A 15470-nucleotide genomic window follows, 5' to 3' on the forward strand; every position below is an offset into this window, starting at 1 on the left:
ACCCCGGGGGCGCGGGACCCCTTCGATATGCGGCTCCGCCGCGTGGGCGCGACCAGCCCCCACGCACGGAAAGCCGCAATCACACCCGCATGGGCTGCGGCGACTCGCGACGCTCAGGGTCAGGACCCTCGTACTCCCGAATGATCTCGTACCGGGTGTTCCGCTCCACAGGCCGGAACCCGGCATCCCGAATCAGATCCAGCAGATCCTCACGCGTCAGCTTGTTCGGCGTCCCGTAGTTGTCCGCGTCATGCGTGATCTTGTACTCGACGACGGACCCGTCCATGTCGTCCGCCCCGTGCTGCAGCGCGAGCTGAGCGGTCTGCACCCCGTGCATCACCCAGAACACCTTCACGTGCGGCACGTTGTCGAACAGCAGCCGCGACACCGCGAAGGTCTTCAGCGCCTCCGCACCGGTCGCCATCTGCGTCCGCGTCTGGAGGCGATTGCGCACCTTGCCGTCCTGCATGTCGACGAAGTCGTGCTGGTACCGCAGCGGGATGAAGACCTGGAACCCGCCGGTCTCGTCCTGCAGCTCACGCAGCCGCAGCACGTGGTCCACGCGGTGACGCGGCTCCTCGATGTGCCCGTACAGCATCGTGCACGGGGTCTTCAGACCCTTCTCGTGCGCGAGCCGGTGGATCCGGGACCAGTCCTCCCAGTGGGTGCGGTGGTCCACGATGTGCTGCCGGACCTCCCAGTCGAAGATCTCGGCGCCCCCACCGGTGAGGGACTCAAGACCGGCGTCGATCAGCTCGTCGAGGATCTCCGAGGCGCTCATCCCCGAGATGGTCTCGAAGTGGTGGATCTCCGTCGCCGTGAACGCCTTCAGCGAGACGTCCGGCAGCGCCGCCTTCAGCTCCCGCAGCGACCGCGGGTAGTAACGCCACGGCAGGTTCGGGTGCAGCCCGTTGACGATGTGCAGCTCGGTGAGGTTCTCCGACTCCATCGCCTTCGCGAGCTTGACGGCCTCCTCGATGCGCATCGTGTACGCGTCCTTCTCCCCCGGCTTGCGCTGGAAGGAGCAGTACGCGCAGGAGGCCGTGCACACGTTCGTCATGTTGAGGTGACGGTTGACGTTGAAGTGCACGACGTCGCCGTTCTTGCGGGTGCGCACCTCGTGCGCGAGACCGCCCAGCCAGGCCAGGTCGTCCGACTCGTACAGCGCGATGCCGTCCTCACGGGTCAGGCGCTCACCCGCCCTGACCTTCTCCTCCAGCTCGCGCTTGAGCCCGAGATCCATGCCCACACCTTTCTACGACGACGTCCCCACCGTACGACTACGGGTCTACTCCTCTTCGGGCAGCTCCCCGACCCGGTTCTCCCACTTCGTGGAGAGCACGATCGTCGTACGGGTCCGGGAGACGCCCTCGATCCCGCTGAGCCGCCGGATCATCTTCTCCAGGCCGTCGACGTCCGCGGCCCGCACCTTGAGCATGTACGAGTCGTCGCCCGCGATGAACCAGCAGTCCTCGATCTCCGAGAGGTCCTTCAGCCGCTGCGCCACGTCCTCGTGGTCGGTGGCGTCGGAGAGCGAGATGCCGATCAGGGCGGTGACGCCGAGGCCGAGCGAGGCGGCGTCGACGGTGGCCCGGTAGCCGGTGATGACACCGGCGGCCTCCAGCCGGTTGATGCGGTCGGTGACGCTGGGTCCCGACAGTCCGACGAGGCGTCCCAGCTCCGCGTAGGAGGCCCGGCCGTTCTCCCTCAGGGCCTGGATGAGCTGCCTGTCCACCGCGTCCATTGCGATCGAAGCCTTCCGCTGAAGTTGTCGTTGAGTCCGATGAGGTTCGGGTGCTGCTCAGCCGTCGCGGTGCGCACCGCCGCCGAGTTCACCTTGCCAACGGCGGTAGAGCCGGTGCGGCACGCCCGCCGCGTCGAGTACGCGTCCGGCGACGAAGTCCACCAGGTCCTGGATGTGCGTCGCGCCCGCGTAGAAGGCGGGTGAGGCGGGCACGACCGTCGCGCCCGCGTCGTCGAGGGTGACCAGGTGGCGCAGGGTCTGACCGTTCAGCGGGGTCTCCCGCACGGCCACGATCAGCTTGCGGCCCTCCTTGAGGGTCACGCTCGCCGCCCGTTGCAGCAGGTCCTTCGACAGCCCGAGCGCGACCCCCGCCACGCTCGCCGTCGAGGCGGGCACGATGAGCATGCCCCTGGTGGGGTACGACCCCGAGGAGGGTCCGGCGGCCAGGTCGCCGGCGCTCCAGTGCCGTACGGCGCCGATGTCGGCGGAGAACGTGCCCGGCTTGCCGTCGGCCCCCCGGGACAGCCATTCCCGCAGGTCGGCCTGCCAGTGGGCGTCCCGGAAGGAGATCCCGGTCTCGTCCAGCAGGGTGAGCCGGGAGGCCCGGGACACCACGAGGTCGACACTCTCGCCGGCGTCCAGCAGCGCGCGCAGCACGGCAGCGGCATACGGGGTGCCGGAAGCCCCGGACACCCCTACGATCCAAGGCGTACGTGGCATCTCGCCTGGCTTGACTGGGTTCACAACCCCGAGCCTATCCGGCGCCACGGCGTGGGAACCGGCCCAGGGGTGCGGGCCGTTGCACGGAGAGGACGAGCGAGCACTGGGGGTCGCCATGTCGGGTCCGCAAGCCGGGTGGTCGAACGGCGACCGTGCGCTGGCCGCGGGCAAACTGATGCTCGCCTGGGTGGCACTGCTGTGGCTGCTGGAAGTGGTGGACGTGGCGACGGGCCACGCGCTGGACGGCTTCGGCGTCACCCCGCGTGACACGTCCGAGCTGGTCGATGTCGTTCCCTCGTCCTTCATCCACTTCGGCTTCGCCCATCTGGCGTCGAACACCGTCCCCCTGCTGGTCCTCGGCTTCCTCGCCGCGCTCGCCGGGCTGCGGCGCTTCCTGCTCGTCTGCGCCATGATCATCGTCGTCGACGGCCTGGGCGTCTGGCTCATAGCCCCGGACCGCACCAACACCGCGGGCGTCTCCGGCGTGATCTTCGGCCTCTTCGGCTTTCTCCTGGTCAGCGGCTTCCTCGAGCGCCGCCCCTGGGGAGTCCTGGCAGGCGTCCTGGTCGCCGCGGTCTGGGGCGGCTCGATTTTGGCGGGCCTCGCCCCGACGCAGACGGGCGTCAGCTGGCAGGGCCATCTGCTGGGGCTGCTGGCGGGGGTGGCGGCGGCGTTCGTCTTCCGCCGCGCCCCGGCGGCACCGCCCGCGCTCACACGGTGAGGCCACGCACCAGCAGGTCCAGCAGCGCGCACACGAACAGGGCGATGCCGATGAAGCCGTTGACGCTGAAGAAGGCGCGGTTCACTCGGGACAGGTCGTGGGGGCGGACGATCGAGTGTTCGTAGAGGAACGCTCCGGCGACGATCAGCAGGCCCAGCCAGAAGAAGGCGCCGGCGCCGGTGGCGAGGGCGTACCAGACGAAGAGGGCCGTGGTGAGGGTGTGGCAGACCCGGGCACCCCAGATCGCCGCCGGGACGCCGAAGCGGGCCGGGACGGACATGACACCGATCTCGCGGTCGGCCTCCACGTCCTGGCAGGCGTAGATCAGGTCGAAGCCGCCGATCCAGATGCCGACGGCGAGACCGAGGAGCACCGCGTCCCAGGACCAGGAACCCGTGATGGCCAGCCAGCCGCCGACCGGACCCATCGCCTGGGCCAGGCCGAGGATGGCCTGCGGGAAGTTCGTGAACCGCTTCCCGTACGGGTAGACCACCATCGGGATCACCGCGATGGGCGCCAGCGCCAGGCACAGCGGGTTGAGCAGGGCCGCCGCGCCGAGGAACACGGCGAGGGCGACGAGCGCGCCCGTCCAGGCGTGCTTCACCGACATGGCGCCCGTCACCAGCTCGCGCTGCGCCGTGCGCGGATTCCGCGCGTCGATCTCCCGGTCGATGATCCGGTTGACCGCCATCGCGAAGGTGCGCAGCCCCACCATGCAGACGGTGACCAGCAGCAGCCTGCCCCAGTGGATGTTCTTGTCCCACTGGAACATCGCCGTGAGCGCGGCGATGTAGGCGAAGGGCAGCGCGAAGACCGAGTGCTCGATCATCACCAGCCGGAGGAACGCCTTGGTGCGTCCCGGCTGCGGGATCGCGGCGGAAGCGGAGGTCACAGCCCGTACTCCTTCCAGCGGCGGTCCACCTTGGCAGCCGTCTCCGGGTCCGACTCGACCATGTCGGGCCAGCCCCCGTCGCGCGTGTAGCCCTCCTCGGGCCACTTCTTCGTCGCGTCGATACCGGCCTTGCCGCCCCAGAACTGCTGGTAGGAGGCGTGGTCGAGGTGGTCGACGGGCCCCTCGACGACCGACAGGTCCCGGGCGTAGTCCGTATTGCCCAGCGCCCGCCAGGCGACCTCGTGCAGATCGTGCACGTCGCAGTCGGAGTCGACGACCACGATCAGCTTGGTCAGCGACATCATGTGCGCGCCCCAGATCGCGTGCATGACCTTCTGCGCGTGCTTGGGGTACTTCTTGTCGATCGAGACGATCGCGCAGTTGTGGAAACCGCCCGCCTCCGGCAGGTGGTAGTCCACGATGTCCGGCACGATGATCTTCAGCAGCGGCAGGAAGAAGCGTTCCGTCGCCCGTCCCAGCGGCCCGTCCTCCGTCGGCGGGCGGCCCACCACGATCGACTGGAGCAGCGGACGCTTGCGCATCGTGATGCAGTCGATGGTCAGCGCCGGGAAGGGCTCCTGCGGCGTGTAGAAGCCGGTGTGGTCGCCGAACGGCCCCTCGGGCAGCATCTCGCCCGGCTCCAGCCAGCCCTCGATCACGACCTCTGCCTGCGCCGGCACCTGCAGCGGCACGGTCTTGCAGTCGACCATCTCGATCCGCTTGCCCGCGAGGAACCCGGCGAACAGGTACTCGTCGATGTCCCCGGGCAGCGGGGCGGTCGAGGCGTACGTCACGGCGGGCGGGCACCCGAAGGCGATCGCGACGGGCAGCCGCTCGCCCCGGCGCGCGGCCACCTGGTAGTGGTTCCGGCTGTCCTTGTGGATCTGCCAGTGCATGCCGATGGTGCGCTTGTCGTGCCGCTGGAGCCGGTACAGCCCGAGGTTGCGGACGCCGCTCTCCGGGTCCTTGGTGTGGGTCAGCCCCAGGTTGAAGAACGACCCGCCGTCCTTCGGCCAGGTGAACAGAGCGGGCAGCTGGTCGAGGTCGACGTCGTCCCCGGTCAGGACGACCTCCTGGACCGGCCCGTCCTTCACCTTCTTCGGCGGCACGTGCGTCATCGCGCCGAGCTTGCCGAATGCCTCCCGGACGCCGACGAAGCCGTGCGGCAGCTCGGGCTTCAGCAGCCCGCCGATCCGCTCGGTGATCTCGGCGTACGACTTCAGGCCCAGCGCCTTCAGCAGCCGCCGGTCCGTGCCGAACACGTTCATCGCGAGCGGCATGCTCGAACCGCGCACGTTCTCGAAGAGCAGGGCGGGGCCGCCGGACTTCTGCACCCGGTCGACGATCTCCCCGACCTCCAGATACGGGTCGACCTCGGCCTTGATGCGCTTGAGGTCACCCTCGCGCTCCAGCGCCCTGAGCAGGGAGCGAAGATCGTCGTAAGCCATGGGGTCCAGTATCCCCGAGCCGCTACCCTGGCCTGGAACCACCCACCGCTTTCGCTGAGAGGCCGCATGCTCCGGGTACTGATGTTCCTCGTGCCGCTGGCGCTCAGCGTGTACGCGTTCATCGACTGCATCAGCACGAAGGACGACGACATCCGCCACATGCCCAAGCCGCTGTGGGCGCTGCTGGTACTGGTGTTCCCGCTCGTCGGGTCGATCTCCTGGCTGATCGCCGGCAAGAAGCGGGTGCCTGCGGCGGAGCGCCCCCGGAAGTGGGTGGCGCCCGACGACAATCCCGACTTCCTGAAATCCCTCGACGAGGACAAGAGCAGGGACGACGACCCGAAACGCGACGAGTCCTGAAGGCACCGGCACTCCCGCCCGTGTGAAACCACTTGCCCTCGGTAAGCACATGGTCGCCAATGGTGCCCATGGAGACACAGCAGCCACCGGGGCAGTGGGACGTACCGCCCCCGCCGTCCACTCCGCCGCGCGCCATCACAGACGTCGAACTCCGTGTGCACAAACGTCTGTTATGGGTCGGCACGGCCGCCTATCCCCTGCGCAACATCGCCCGGGTGTACACGTTCACCTTGCATCCCAAGCGCAAGGAGGCGGTCTTCCGCTTCCTGACCCGCGCGCTGATCACCCTGGCCGTGGGGGTCGGTCTGTCGATCATCGGCAGCCTGACGTTCATCGACGGCAACGCCACGGGCACCGGGGTCCTCACTTTCGTGTGGCTCGGTGCGGGCGCGGCGCTGGTCTACTTCTTCATGCGCATGCTCTCCGTCGTCACGGCCCAGTCGCACTACGTACTCGCCGTCGAGACGGCCGGCCCCTCCACCGCGATGGTCACCAGCCGGAACCCGCAGCACCTCGACCAGCTCGTGGGCTACGTCGCGGGCGCGCTGGAGAATCCTGACACCGAGTTCCAGGTGACGGTGGAGCGCCTGGCGATCAACTCGCCCACGAACTACCACTTCGGCGACAGCGTGAACATGTACGGCGGCAGCGGCAACACGGGGATCGCGGGATGAGCGGCAACAACTACTACTACGGCGACAACGTCAGCATGCACGGCGGCAGCGGCAACACGGGCATCGTGAAGAACGGGGCCACGGGCGACACGGACCCCGCCCTGCGGCTGGCCCTCGCCGAACTGATCCGTGAGGTCCGGGAGCTGCGCGACCAGCTGCCACAGCCGAGCGCGCAGCTCATCGACGAGTCCCTGCCGGTGCTGGCCGCGGACGCGGCGCCGGCACAGGAACGGCACCGTGCGCTGCTGGCCGTCGCAGCGATCGCTGCCGCCGTCGGAGCTGTGGGCCAGCCGGTGGCCGAGGCGGCCAACCGGATCCTGCAGATGGTGAGCGGGCAGTAGTTCAGCGCACGGAGTCGACGAACGCCGACCAGGCGGACCGGCCTACGACCAGGACCGGTCCGTCAGGGGTCTTGCTGTCGCGGACGGGGACGGTTTCGGGGAAATCGGGGGCTATTTCTATGCAGTCCCCGCCGTTGGCGCCGCTGTGACTGCTCTTGATCCAGGTCGCCGCGCGCAGCTGGTGGCTGGTCATGGGCCTCGTACCCTTCCCTCACGTCGCTGATCAGAGCAGCGGACTGAGGTGCTGACAGGGCGTCCGCTCGGAGCACATCATAAGAGCGCATGTGCTGCGTGAAGACGGCCGGATCATCGCTGAAGTGGCCCCGGTCGAGCGATTCCGAGTAGACCCAGCGTTCACCGCCCGGAAGCTCGATCAGCGACAGAGACGTGTCGGGACGATCGAGCTCCGGGCAGTTCGACGGAGCGATTTGTACGCGGACGTTGGGCAGCCGCCCCACCGCCAGCAGGTGCTCGCACTGGATCCTCATGACCTCCGGTCCCCCCACCACATGCCGCAGGCAGCTCTCGTCGAGCACGACGAGGTAGAACGGGCCGCCTTCGCCGAGGAATCGCTGCTGGCGACTCAGTCGAGCCCTGACCCGTTCCGCCACGTCCTGGGGGTCTGTGAGGCGGCGGCCGAACAGCGCGGTCGCGTACCCAGGCGTCTGCAACAGACCCGGGATCACCTGCGTCTGGTACGCACGGACAGCCATCGCCTCCGCGTCCATGCGCGCCCTGCGCTCGAACCAGTCGGGATGCTCCACCTGCGGATACCAGTCGATCCGGGCCCACAACCGGAGCAACATTCCACCCGTGCCCAACAGTTCGTCACAGGTCTTGGCGAACGTGTCCTGCGGAACCCTCGTGCCCGCCTCCACCCGTGCCACATGCGAACGGTCGCATGGGATCTGTCTGGCCAGACCCTCCTGCGTGAGCAGCGCCGCCTCGCGGAAATGCCGCAGCACCTCTCCGAACACGGCGGCCGTACTCGCCCCCGACTCCGCCCCGCCGTTCCGTCGGCTCACGGCTCCCCCTCCGTGACAGTGCACCGGTGTCACACGCCAAGCATTGATCCGGACCATCCCCCTGCGCAACGCTCGATACACCCAGAGTGACGGAGGTGCACGGAATGGAACCGGGAACGCTCGTCTACGACCCCCAGACGCGCAAGGTCGGCGAGTACCAGGACAGAACCGGCCCGTACGTGATGCTGCGCCCGGTCGGCGGCGGCCGGGAATGGCAGGCGGACCCGGCGAGCATCCGCGAGGCCACACCGGAGGAACGGCTCAGCGCGGGCGTACGCGCGCTCAACGACCGTTCCAGGGAGGGGCTGTCGGCCGATCCGACCCGACCGCCCTCCCCGGTACCCGGGTGCGCGGGCTGTGAGGAGCTGGCACTTCGGCGGGACAGGGCGCGGGCGGCGTTCGACGGCAGTGCGGTGACGGACGCGAACGTACTGCTGCGCCAGCACCAACGCGACGAGCATGGTGGGGAGTCGGCAGGCAGGAGGATCTTCCGGTACGTGCCGTACACGATCGTGCAGGACGCGTCCGCGCAGCCCGAGTACGAGGCGCGGTGCGTCTCGGGTGAGGAGGAGGACTGCGGGGCGGGCTCGGGTCCGTGCCAGGCGCCCGGCGAGGTGGAGGAGTGGCAGCGCAGGCACACCCAGGAGACAAGGCACCTGCGCTACCGCCGCAGCTTCGCGGACTACGCGGTACTGGAGCGGCAGGGCTGACGAAGCACTGAGCAACTGTCGGGGCGGCCCCGAGAGCACGTCTCGGCTCACCCTGCCGACCACCCACCCCTCCCCCCCGACACACACGCCTTCACCTCCGGGACCTCCATCGATGACGAACGACCGCCGCCTCCGCTCCGTCGACCTGGCCCGGCTCGCCGGTGTGTCGACGCAGCAGATCCGCAACTACGAGGACGCCGGTGTGCTCCCGCCGGCCGCGCGGACCGCGTCCGGTTACCGCGTCTTCGGCGAGGTGCACCGCGGCGCGCTGCTGGCGTACCGGACGCTGATGCGGGGGTACGGGCCGGTGACGGCGACTCAGATCATGCGGACCGTGCACCAGGGGGACGTGCCGGGCGCGCTGGCGCTCCTGGACGCCGCGCACGCCGCGCTGCACGAGGAGCGGGTGTCCCTGCGGGCGGCGAGCGAGGCCCTGGAACTGCTCGCGGCCGGGCCGTTCGCCCCGCTGCCCCGCTCGGGCGGGCTGCGCATCGGGGAGGTGGCGGGTCTGCTGGGCGTGCGGACGTCGGCGCTGCGGGTGTGGGAAGGCGCCGGGCTGCTCACACCGGGACGCGAACGTGCCACCGGCTACCGGGTGTACGCGCCGGCCGATGTGCGCGACGCCCGGATCGTGCACACCCTGCGCCGCAGCCACTACCTGTTCGACCAGATCAGGCCGGTGCTCGAGGGGCTGCGGCGGGAGGGCGGCAGTGCGGCGCTGAGTGCGGCCGTAGCGGCGCGCGGCGAGGCGCTGACGGCGCGCACCAGGGTCATGATCGAGGGCGCGGGCGCCCTGCACGCCCACCTCGACCGGCTCACCGCGGCCGGGCCGGGTTACGCAGGAGCGGGGCCGGGTCATGAATGAGGCCATGGAAGAGGGCGTGGATGACGGCGTGGATGACGGCATGGATGACGGCATGGACCGGGTGCAGGCACGCGTTTGGCTCGCTACCGCCGTCGAGGAGGCCCGGGCCGGGCTCGCCGAGGGCGGCATCCCGATCGGTGCCGCGCTGTACGGCGCCGACGGCAGTCTGCTGGGCCGCGGCCACAACCGCCGTGTCCAGGACGGCGACCCGTCGCTGCACGCGGAGACGGCGGCCTTCCGCGCGGCCGGGCGGCAGCGCTCCTACCGGGGCACGACGATGGTGACGACGCTGTCGCCGTGCTGGTACTGCTCCGGCCTGGTGCGGCAGTTCGGCATCTCCCGTGTCCTGATCGGGGAGGCCGTCACCTTCCACGGCGGCCACGACTGGCTCGCCGAGCACGGTGTGAAGATCGTGCTGCTGGACGACGACGAGTGCGTCGGCCTGATGCGGGACTTCATCGCGGGCAATCCGGCGCTGTGGAACGAGGACATCGGCGTCAACTGAAGTTACCGGCCGGGGTTCGCATCACCGTTCGGGATGCCATCCGATCCATTGAAAAGTAGCGACACCCGGTGTCGCCGGTGGCGGGTTCGCCATTCCTTTGGTCGGGTCTATCCCACCTGCGAACGGAGACGCCTCGTGCGAATGACTGACATCCAGCGCTGCGACGTACGACCTGGGCGACTCGTCGAATGGACGCTCAGCCCGGCCACCGTCGCGACGGCGAAGGCACTGCCGGAGGACTCCAGGCCGCCCGCCTACATCCAGGAGTCGCATCTGCGGACGGCGCGGTCCGTGCGCGAGGACGGTCTGTTCGTACCCACCTGGCTCGGCGCGGCGTTCGACATCCCGGGGCGGGTCGATCTGGACGCGCTGGGCGAGGCCCTGCGCGGCTGGACGCTGCGGCACGAGACCCTGCGCAGCGGCTTTCGCTGGGCGGGCGGGCCGGGCGACTCGATCCGCCGCTTCACCCTGGACCCGGCCTCCGTCTCCCTGCACCGCGAGGACGCCGGCGAGTTCACCGACCCCCAGGCCCTGGCCCAGCACCTCCAGGACCGTTTCGACACGACGGCCGACGCGCTGCGCTGGCCGAACCTCATCTACACGGCCGTCGTCCGCGACGACAGCACCAGCGTGTACATGGCTTTCGACCACAGCAACGTCGACGCGTTCTCCATCTACCGCATTCCCGCGGAGATCCAGGAGCTGTACGCCGCTCATCTCACCGGCCGGGCCCCGGAGCAGTCGCCGGTCTCCAGCTACGTCGACTTCTGCGAGGCCGAGCGGGCCAGCGCGGACCGGCTGGACGCGGACCACGAGATCGTCGCCCGCTGGCGGGAGTTCATCCGGCGCTGCGACGGGCGGCTGCCGAGTTTCCCCGTGGACCTCGGGCTGGACCCCGGGGCCGGGCTGCCGACGCAGAAGCTCATGCGCGAGATGCTCGTCGACGCGGACGCCGCCGCCGCCTTCGAGGCGTACTGCCGCCCCTACGGCGGTTCGCTGGTCGGGATCCTGGCGGCGACCGCACTGATCGTCCACGAGATCGGCGGTGAGCCCGTCTACCGGACGGTGGTGCCCTTCCACACCCGGGCGAAGTCCGCGTACTCGGACTCGGTGGGCTGGTACGTCGGCGGCGCGCCGATCGAGGTGCCCGTCGCCGAGGCGCCCGACTTCCCCACCGCGCTGAAGACCGTACGCGCCGCGCTGCACGCCACCCGGCCGCTGGCCCGGATGCCGCTGGCCCGGGTGCTGCGGCTGCTCGGCGCGGACTTCCGGCCGACGTCCCCCGACATGTACTCGATCGTGTCGTTCGCGGACGCCCGCGGCATCCCCGAGTCCATGAGCTGGACCGAGCGCAACGCCTACGGCCTGATCCGGGTGTCGTACGGCGACCAGGTCTGCGCCTGGGTCACCCGGCTCCACGAAGGCCTGTGGTTCGCGGCCCGCTACCCGGACACCGATGTCGCGCACAAGAACCTGCGGCTGTACACCGAACGTCTGCGGGACGTCGTGACCGGCACGGTCAGCCGTCCCTAGCCAGGACCGACACGACGCCGTCCTGCCCGGACCCGCCGAGCAGGGCGGCGCGGCTTGTCGAGCGGCTACTCGCCGCGGCTCTCGAGGTACTCCTCGACCACATCGGGATTGCGTCTCATCGCCGCCAGCAACTGGCCGCGCCGATAGCGGTTGCGGCCCTCCTCGACGCGCTTCTCCCAGCCTTCCCGGCCGTCGGCCAGCCGTTCGGTGATCAGGAACTCGATGACGTCCTCGATGCAAGGCCGGAAGCGTCTTCCCCCTACCGGGATGTGCAGCTTGTCGAGGGACCGCTTGTGATCGTTGTTCCTGTTCAGCGCCTCCAGGGCGGGCGAGGTGCCGTACACCTGGACGTGCGCGCTGGTGTACTTGTCCTTCTCACGTTCGTAGTCCCAGTGGAGCAGGCACGTCTCCAAGGCCTCATCGGTGAAGATGCCGCAGTAGGACGAATGCACCGTCAGGAAGTCGGCCTCGTCGTCCAAGCGGACCTGGAACGAGAGGTTCATCCAGGACCGCGGCTTCTTCTGATCGATGCGGAGCGGGAACGCTGTCGGTTGGGTGGGGTTGGCGGCCGACAGACCATGTCCGAGAGTGAAGACAGGACCGACGGCGGAACGCGGTCGCAGCACGGCGGCGATCCGCACATGCTGGCACACGGTCCCGTTGAGGGTCTCCTGTAACTCCCTTGCGAACTTATAGGCCTGTTTCGAAAGGTCAGAGGTCAACCGTGCCGCCGATGGACACCCACAGAGCATGCGCCTGCGACGAGGTGAAGCTTCCCTCCCTCGCCTGCTCTTCGAGCTCGGCGTAGGTGAGACCGAGCTCGTCCAAGGCTCGCTGCGCGGCGTCCCGGTAGTCGGCGTCGGACACGACGATCACGATGTCGTCCTCGTGGTCCGAAATCGCCCGCTCGTCAATCGTCACACTCATCGTCTACCCCCCAGACGGTTGTGGCGTGCTGCGTGACCTACACAGCATCGCGTATTCAACCGCTCGCCGACAGTTACATACCCCGGATGGCTGAATCTACCGGCCTTGAGGGCTCGTCGTCGCACATCTGTGCGTGGTCCCGTACACCGGAGGCAAGTCCGGTGCACGGGAGGAGAGCTCAGACGCCCGCGTAGGAGTGCTTGCCGGAGACGAAGATGTTCACGCCGTAGTAGTTGAACAGCCAGCAGCCGAAGGCGATGAGGGCCAGGTAGGCGGCCTTGCGGCCCTTCCAGCCGGCCGTCGCGCGGGCGTGCAGGTAGCAGGCGTAGGCGACCCAGGTGATGAAGGACCAGGTCTCCTTCGGGTCCCAGCCCCAGTAGCGGCCCCAGGCGTCACCGGCCCAGATGGCCCCCGCGATGATCGTGAACGTCCACAGCGGGAAGACGGCCGCGTTGACGCGGTAGGAGAACTTGTCGAGGGAGGCGGAGGAGGGCAGGCGCTCCAGGACGGAGGTCGCGAAGGTGCCGGGCGTTCCGCCGCTCGCGAGCTTGCTCTCGTAGGAGTCCTTGAAGAGGTACAGGACCGTGGCGACCGCGCCCACGTAGAAGACCGCGCCGCAGAAGATCGCCGTCGAGACGTGGATGTACAGCCAGTACGAGTGCAGGGCCGGGACCAGCTGGTCGCTGGCGGTGTAGAGGACCGTGACCGCCAGGCCCAGGTCGAGCAGGACCGAGGTGATCAGGAACAGGCCGAGCCAGCGCACGTTCTTCTTCAGGGCCAGCAGCCCGAGGTACACGCCGACCGCGACCGTGGAGAAGGTGATGTTGAACTCGTACATGTTGCCCCACGGGGCGCGCTCCACCGACAGGGCGCGGGTGAGGACACCGCCGAACTCGACCAGGAAGGCGAGGACCGTGAGGGAGATGGCGATCCGGCCGTACAGGTCGCCCTGCTCGTCCCCGCCGTGCGCCCCGGGCCCGTCCGGCACGTCGCGCTGACCGGCGGCGGCCCGCACGGTGACCTTCGGCCGCTCCAGCACGGCGGTGCCGCCGGCCTGGTTCACGGTGACGGCCGGGGCCGTCTTCTTGGCGTCCGCCTTGGTGGTGAGCGCGGCGGCGGTCCTGGCGACCTTGCTGCGGCTGCCGAAGAGCCATTCGGCGATGTAGGCGAAGAAGGCCAGGGTGTAGACGGCCATCGAGGAATAGATCAGCACATTGCTGATCTGCGCGAGGTTTTCGTTCGTGGCGGCGGCGAGAGTCACTGCTTCTCAGCCCCTTCGGCAGGTACGGGGGGTTCGGTACCCGGCTCCTGAGCGGGGTCGGGGGAATCTGCGGGGTCGTCGGGGCCGGGGGCGCCCGGCGCCTGCTCGTAGAGGTCGCCGGCGAGCCGGCCCAGTTCCTCGGGGACCTTGGCGGACTCGCTGCGGCCGAGGCCGGCCATCTCGACGACGGTGACGCCGTCGGCGCCCTTGACCGCGCGCACCCAGACGCGGCGGCGCTGGATGAACAGGGAGGCGGCGAGGCCGCCGATCGCGGCGAGGGCACCGGCGAGGGCCCAGCCGCTGCCGGGCTGCTGGACGACCTGGAAGCCGGCCCACTCCTTGATGTCCTTGCCGAAGGTGACCGTACCGGCGCCGTTCGGGAGCTTCATGGTCTCGCCGGGCTTCAGCAGCTTCTTGAACAGCTTGCCGTCGGAGTCCTTGAACTCCTTCATGTTGGTGCGGTCCATCTGGTACACGCTCTGCGGGATGCCGGAGTCGGCCCCCAGGTCGCCGTGGTAGGCGGACAGCGCGAGCAGCGGATTGTCCAGTGCGGGGAACTGCGACAGCATCGTGCCGCTGGCGGAGCCGCCGAAGGTCGGCACGAAGAACGCGTTGAAGCCGAGCTGTTCCTTCTTGCCCTGGGCGTTGCGGTAGCCGTCGAGGACCTTGACGACGCCGGAGGAGGTGACGTTGGCGTCGAGCGGCAGCAGCGGTACGGCGTCGTCGAAGACGACCTTGCCCTGGGCGTCGCGGACGGTGATGACCGGGGCGTAGCCGTGGCTGACGAGGTAGACCTTGGAGTCGCCGATCTCCAGCGGGTGGTTCACCTCGACGGTGTCGTTCTCGTCCTTGCCGTAGGCGCCCGTGCTGTAGGTGATGTCGGCCTTGTAGACGCGCGGGGTGCCCTTGTTGGGGCCGGTGCGCTCGTAGGTGCCGGTGAACTTCTTCAGGTTGAAGCTGAACGGCACCAGGTCGTCGGAGGTGAAGAGGTTGCCGGACTTGAAGTCGTCGTACTGGGTGAGGGTGTTGGAGAAGCCGTCACCCTCGACGACCAGCTTGTTCCCCTCGGACTTGTACAGCTGGCCCCAGGCGAAGGCGGTCAGCATCACGATGAGGGCGATGTGGAAGACGAGGTTGCCCACCTCGCGCAGGTAGCCCTTCTCGGCGGCGACGGCGTCCCCGGTGAGGTGGGTGCGGAAGCGGCGCTTCTTCAGCAGCACCAGGGCGGCCTGGTGGACCTGCTCGGGTTCGGCGGTGGTGCGCCAGGTGGTGTGGGCGGGCAGCCGGGTCAGGCGGCGGGGCGCGCCGGGCGGCAGACCGCGCAGCTGGCCGACGAACTGCCAGGTGCGGGGCACGATGCAGCCGATGAGGGAGACGAACAGCAGGATGTAGATCGCGGAGAACCACACCGAGCTGTAGACGTGGAACATGCCGATCTTGTCGTAGACGTCCCCGAGGGCCGGGTGGGCCTTGCGGAAGTCGGCGACCTTCGTCTCGTCCTGGCCGGACTGCGGGATGAGCGAGCCGGGGATCGCGCCGAGGGAGAGCAGCAGGAGCAGCAGGAGCGCGACCCGCATGGAGGTGAGCTGCCGCCAGAACCAGCGGGCCCAGCCGATGACGCCGAGGGACGGCAGGCTGGGGGCCTCCTCCTTGGGGGCGGTGGACAGCTGGGAGCCGGCGTCGCCCAGCTCCTGGTCCTCGGCGGCGGAGGGGGCCGGGTCGGAGGCGGTGGTCTTGCTCATGG

Annotated in this window: 19 protein-coding genes; 8 read left to right on the forward strand and 11 right to left on the reverse strand. The window is 69.2% G+C overall.

Annotation, left to right across the window (positions count from 1 at the left end; all coding sequences use genetic code 11):
• Positions 1 to 79: 79 nt before the first annotated feature.
• From mqnE to AB0F04_RS31025, 3 genes are read right to left on the reverse strand one after another with little or no spacing between them, the layout of a single operon-like run.
• Entirely contained in the window at positions 80 to 1243 is a 1164-nt protein-coding gene (gene mqnE / locus AB0F04_RS31015; protein WP_362047468.1) for an aminofutalosine synthase MqnE, read from the reverse strand.
• A gap of 45 nt (positions 1244 to 1288) precedes the next feature.
• On the reverse strand, positions 1289 to 1744 hold the full coding sequence (locus tag AB0F04_RS31020) for an Lrp/AsnC family transcriptional regulator (RefSeq protein ID WP_033314055.1): 456 nt from the start codon (positions 1742 to 1744) through the stop codon (positions 1289 to 1291).
• A 57-nt stretch (positions 1745 to 1801) separates the two neighbouring features.
• On the reverse strand, positions 1802 to 2464 hold the full coding sequence (locus AB0F04_RS31025; protein ID WP_362047471.1) for a UbiX family flavin prenyltransferase: 663 nt from the start codon (positions 2462 to 2464) through the stop codon (positions 1802 to 1804).
• A 115-nt stretch (positions 2465 to 2579) separates the two neighbouring features.
• Here AB0F04_RS31025 and AB0F04_RS31030 point away from each other — a divergent pair, with 115 nt between their 5' ends.
• Positions 2580 to 3185: a rhomboid family intramembrane serine protease gene (locus AB0F04_RS31030; protein ID WP_362047474.1), complete on the forward strand. Its 606-nt coding sequence runs from the start codon at positions 2580 to 2582 to the stop codon at positions 3183 to 3185.
• Here the strand turns inward: AB0F04_RS31030 and mqnP are convergent.
• Complete coding sequence (gene mqnP, locus AB0F04_RS31035) at positions 3175 to 4077, reverse strand: menaquinone biosynthesis prenyltransferase MqnP (RefSeq protein WP_362047477.1); 903 nt, start codon at positions 4075 to 4077, stop codon at positions 3175 to 3177. The two genes, AB0F04_RS31030 and mqnP, sit on opposite strands and share 11 nt — an antisense overlap.
• A complete protein-coding gene (locus AB0F04_RS31040; RefSeq protein ID WP_362047480.1) occupies positions 4074 to 5525 on the reverse strand; it encodes a menaquinone biosynthesis decarboxylase in 1452 nt (483 codons plus the stop codon). The genes mqnP and AB0F04_RS31040 overlap by 4 nt, the downstream gene beginning before the upstream one ends.
• Positions 5526 to 5591: 66 nt before the next feature.
• On the opposite strand from AB0F04_RS31040, the gene AB0F04_RS31045 reads away from it, so the two are divergent.
• From AB0F04_RS31045 to AB0F04_RS31055, 3 genes are all read left to right on the forward strand, one after another.
• Positions 5592 to 5885: a PLD nuclease N-terminal domain-containing protein gene (locus tag AB0F04_RS31045; RefSeq protein ID WP_362047483.1), complete on the forward strand. Its 294-nt coding sequence runs from the start codon at positions 5592 to 5594 to the stop codon at positions 5883 to 5885.
• A 68-nt stretch (positions 5886 to 5953) separates the two neighbouring features.
• Positions 5954 to 6559, forward strand: a complete 606-nt coding sequence (locus tag AB0F04_RS31050) for a DUF6232 family protein (protein ID WP_362047486.1) — start codon at positions 5954 to 5956, stop codon at positions 6557 to 6559.
• Positions 6556 to 6900, forward strand: coding sequence for a hypothetical protein (locus AB0F04_RS31055; RefSeq protein ID WP_351645659.1), 345 nt, complete (start codon positions 6556 to 6558; stop codon positions 6898 to 6900). Before AB0F04_RS31050 ends, AB0F04_RS31055 begins: the two co-directional genes overlap by 4 nt.
• Before the next feature lies 1 nt (position 6901).
• Here AB0F04_RS31055 and AB0F04_RS31060 read toward each other — a convergent pair whose 3' ends face one another.
• Together AB0F04_RS31060 and AB0F04_RS31065 are read right to left on the reverse strand one after the other, a co-directional pair.
• Positions 6902 to 7015, reverse strand: a complete 114-nt coding sequence (locus tag AB0F04_RS31060) for a DUF397 domain-containing protein (protein ID WP_362047690.1) — start codon at positions 7013 to 7015, stop codon at positions 6902 to 6904.
• Complete coding sequence (locus AB0F04_RS31065) at positions 6963 to 7925, reverse strand: helix-turn-helix transcriptional regulator (RefSeq protein ID WP_362047489.1); 963 nt, start codon at positions 7923 to 7925, stop codon at positions 6963 to 6965. Before AB0F04_RS31065 ends, AB0F04_RS31060 begins: the two co-directional genes overlap by 53 nt.
• Positions 7926 to 8029: 104 nt before the next feature.
• Between AB0F04_RS31065 and AB0F04_RS31070 the strand changes: the two genes are divergently transcribed.
• The 4 genes from AB0F04_RS31070 (at position 8030) to AB0F04_RS31085 (ending at position 11538) form a co-directional block, all read left to right on the forward strand.
• Positions 8030 to 8635: a hypothetical protein gene (locus tag AB0F04_RS31070; protein WP_362047492.1), complete on the forward strand. Its 606-nt coding sequence runs from the start codon at positions 8030 to 8032 to the stop codon at positions 8633 to 8635.
• Between the two features lie 112 nt (positions 8636 to 8747).
• Entirely contained in the window at positions 8748 to 9500 is a 753-nt protein-coding gene (locus tag AB0F04_RS31075; protein WP_362047495.1) for a MerR family transcriptional regulator, read from the forward strand.
• A gap of 52 nt (positions 9501 to 9552) precedes the next feature.
• Complete coding sequence (locus tag AB0F04_RS31080; RefSeq protein WP_362047693.1) at positions 9553 to 10005, forward strand: nucleoside deaminase; 453 nt, start codon at positions 9553 to 9555, stop codon at positions 10003 to 10005.
• Between the two features lie 135 nt (positions 10006 to 10140).
• A complete protein-coding gene (locus tag AB0F04_RS31085) occupies positions 10141 to 11538 on the forward strand; it encodes a condensation domain-containing protein (RefSeq protein WP_362047498.1) in 1398 nt (465 codons plus the stop codon).
• A 65-nt stretch (positions 11539 to 11603) separates the two neighbouring features.
• On the opposite strand, the gene AB0F04_RS31090 is transcribed toward AB0F04_RS31085, so the two are convergent.
• From AB0F04_RS31090 to AB0F04_RS31105, 4 genes are all read right to left on the reverse strand, one after another.
• Positions 11604 to 12041 carry a hypothetical protein gene (locus tag AB0F04_RS31090; protein ID WP_362047501.1) on the reverse strand — a complete coding sequence of 146 codons (438 nt, stop codon included), beginning with the start codon at positions 12039 to 12041 and terminating at the stop codon, positions 11604 to 11606.
• Between the two features lie 208 nt (positions 12042 to 12249).
• The gene (locus AB0F04_RS31095; protein ID WP_362047504.1) at positions 12250 to 12459 is read right to left on the reverse strand and encodes a hypothetical protein; all 210 of its coding nucleotides are present in this window, start codon (positions 12457 to 12459) and stop codon (positions 12250 to 12252) included.
• Positions 12460 to 12643: 184 nt separating this feature from the next.
• Complete coding sequence (ccsB, locus tag AB0F04_RS31100; RefSeq protein ID WP_362047507.1) at positions 12644 to 13726, reverse strand: c-type cytochrome biogenesis protein CcsB; 1083 nt, start codon at positions 13724 to 13726, stop codon at positions 12644 to 12646.
• Complete coding sequence (locus AB0F04_RS31105) at positions 13723 to 15468, reverse strand: cytochrome c biogenesis protein ResB (RefSeq protein ID WP_362047510.1); 1746 nt, start codon at positions 15466 to 15468, stop codon at positions 13723 to 13725. Before AB0F04_RS31105 ends, ccsB begins: the two co-directional genes overlap by 4 nt.
• Positions 15469 to 15470 lie beyond the last annotated feature (2 nt).

It is taken from the genome of Streptomyces sp. NPDC029041 (genome assembly GCF_040637515.1).
GTDB lineage: Bacteria > Actinomycetota > Actinomycetes > Streptomycetales > Streptomycetaceae > Streptomyces.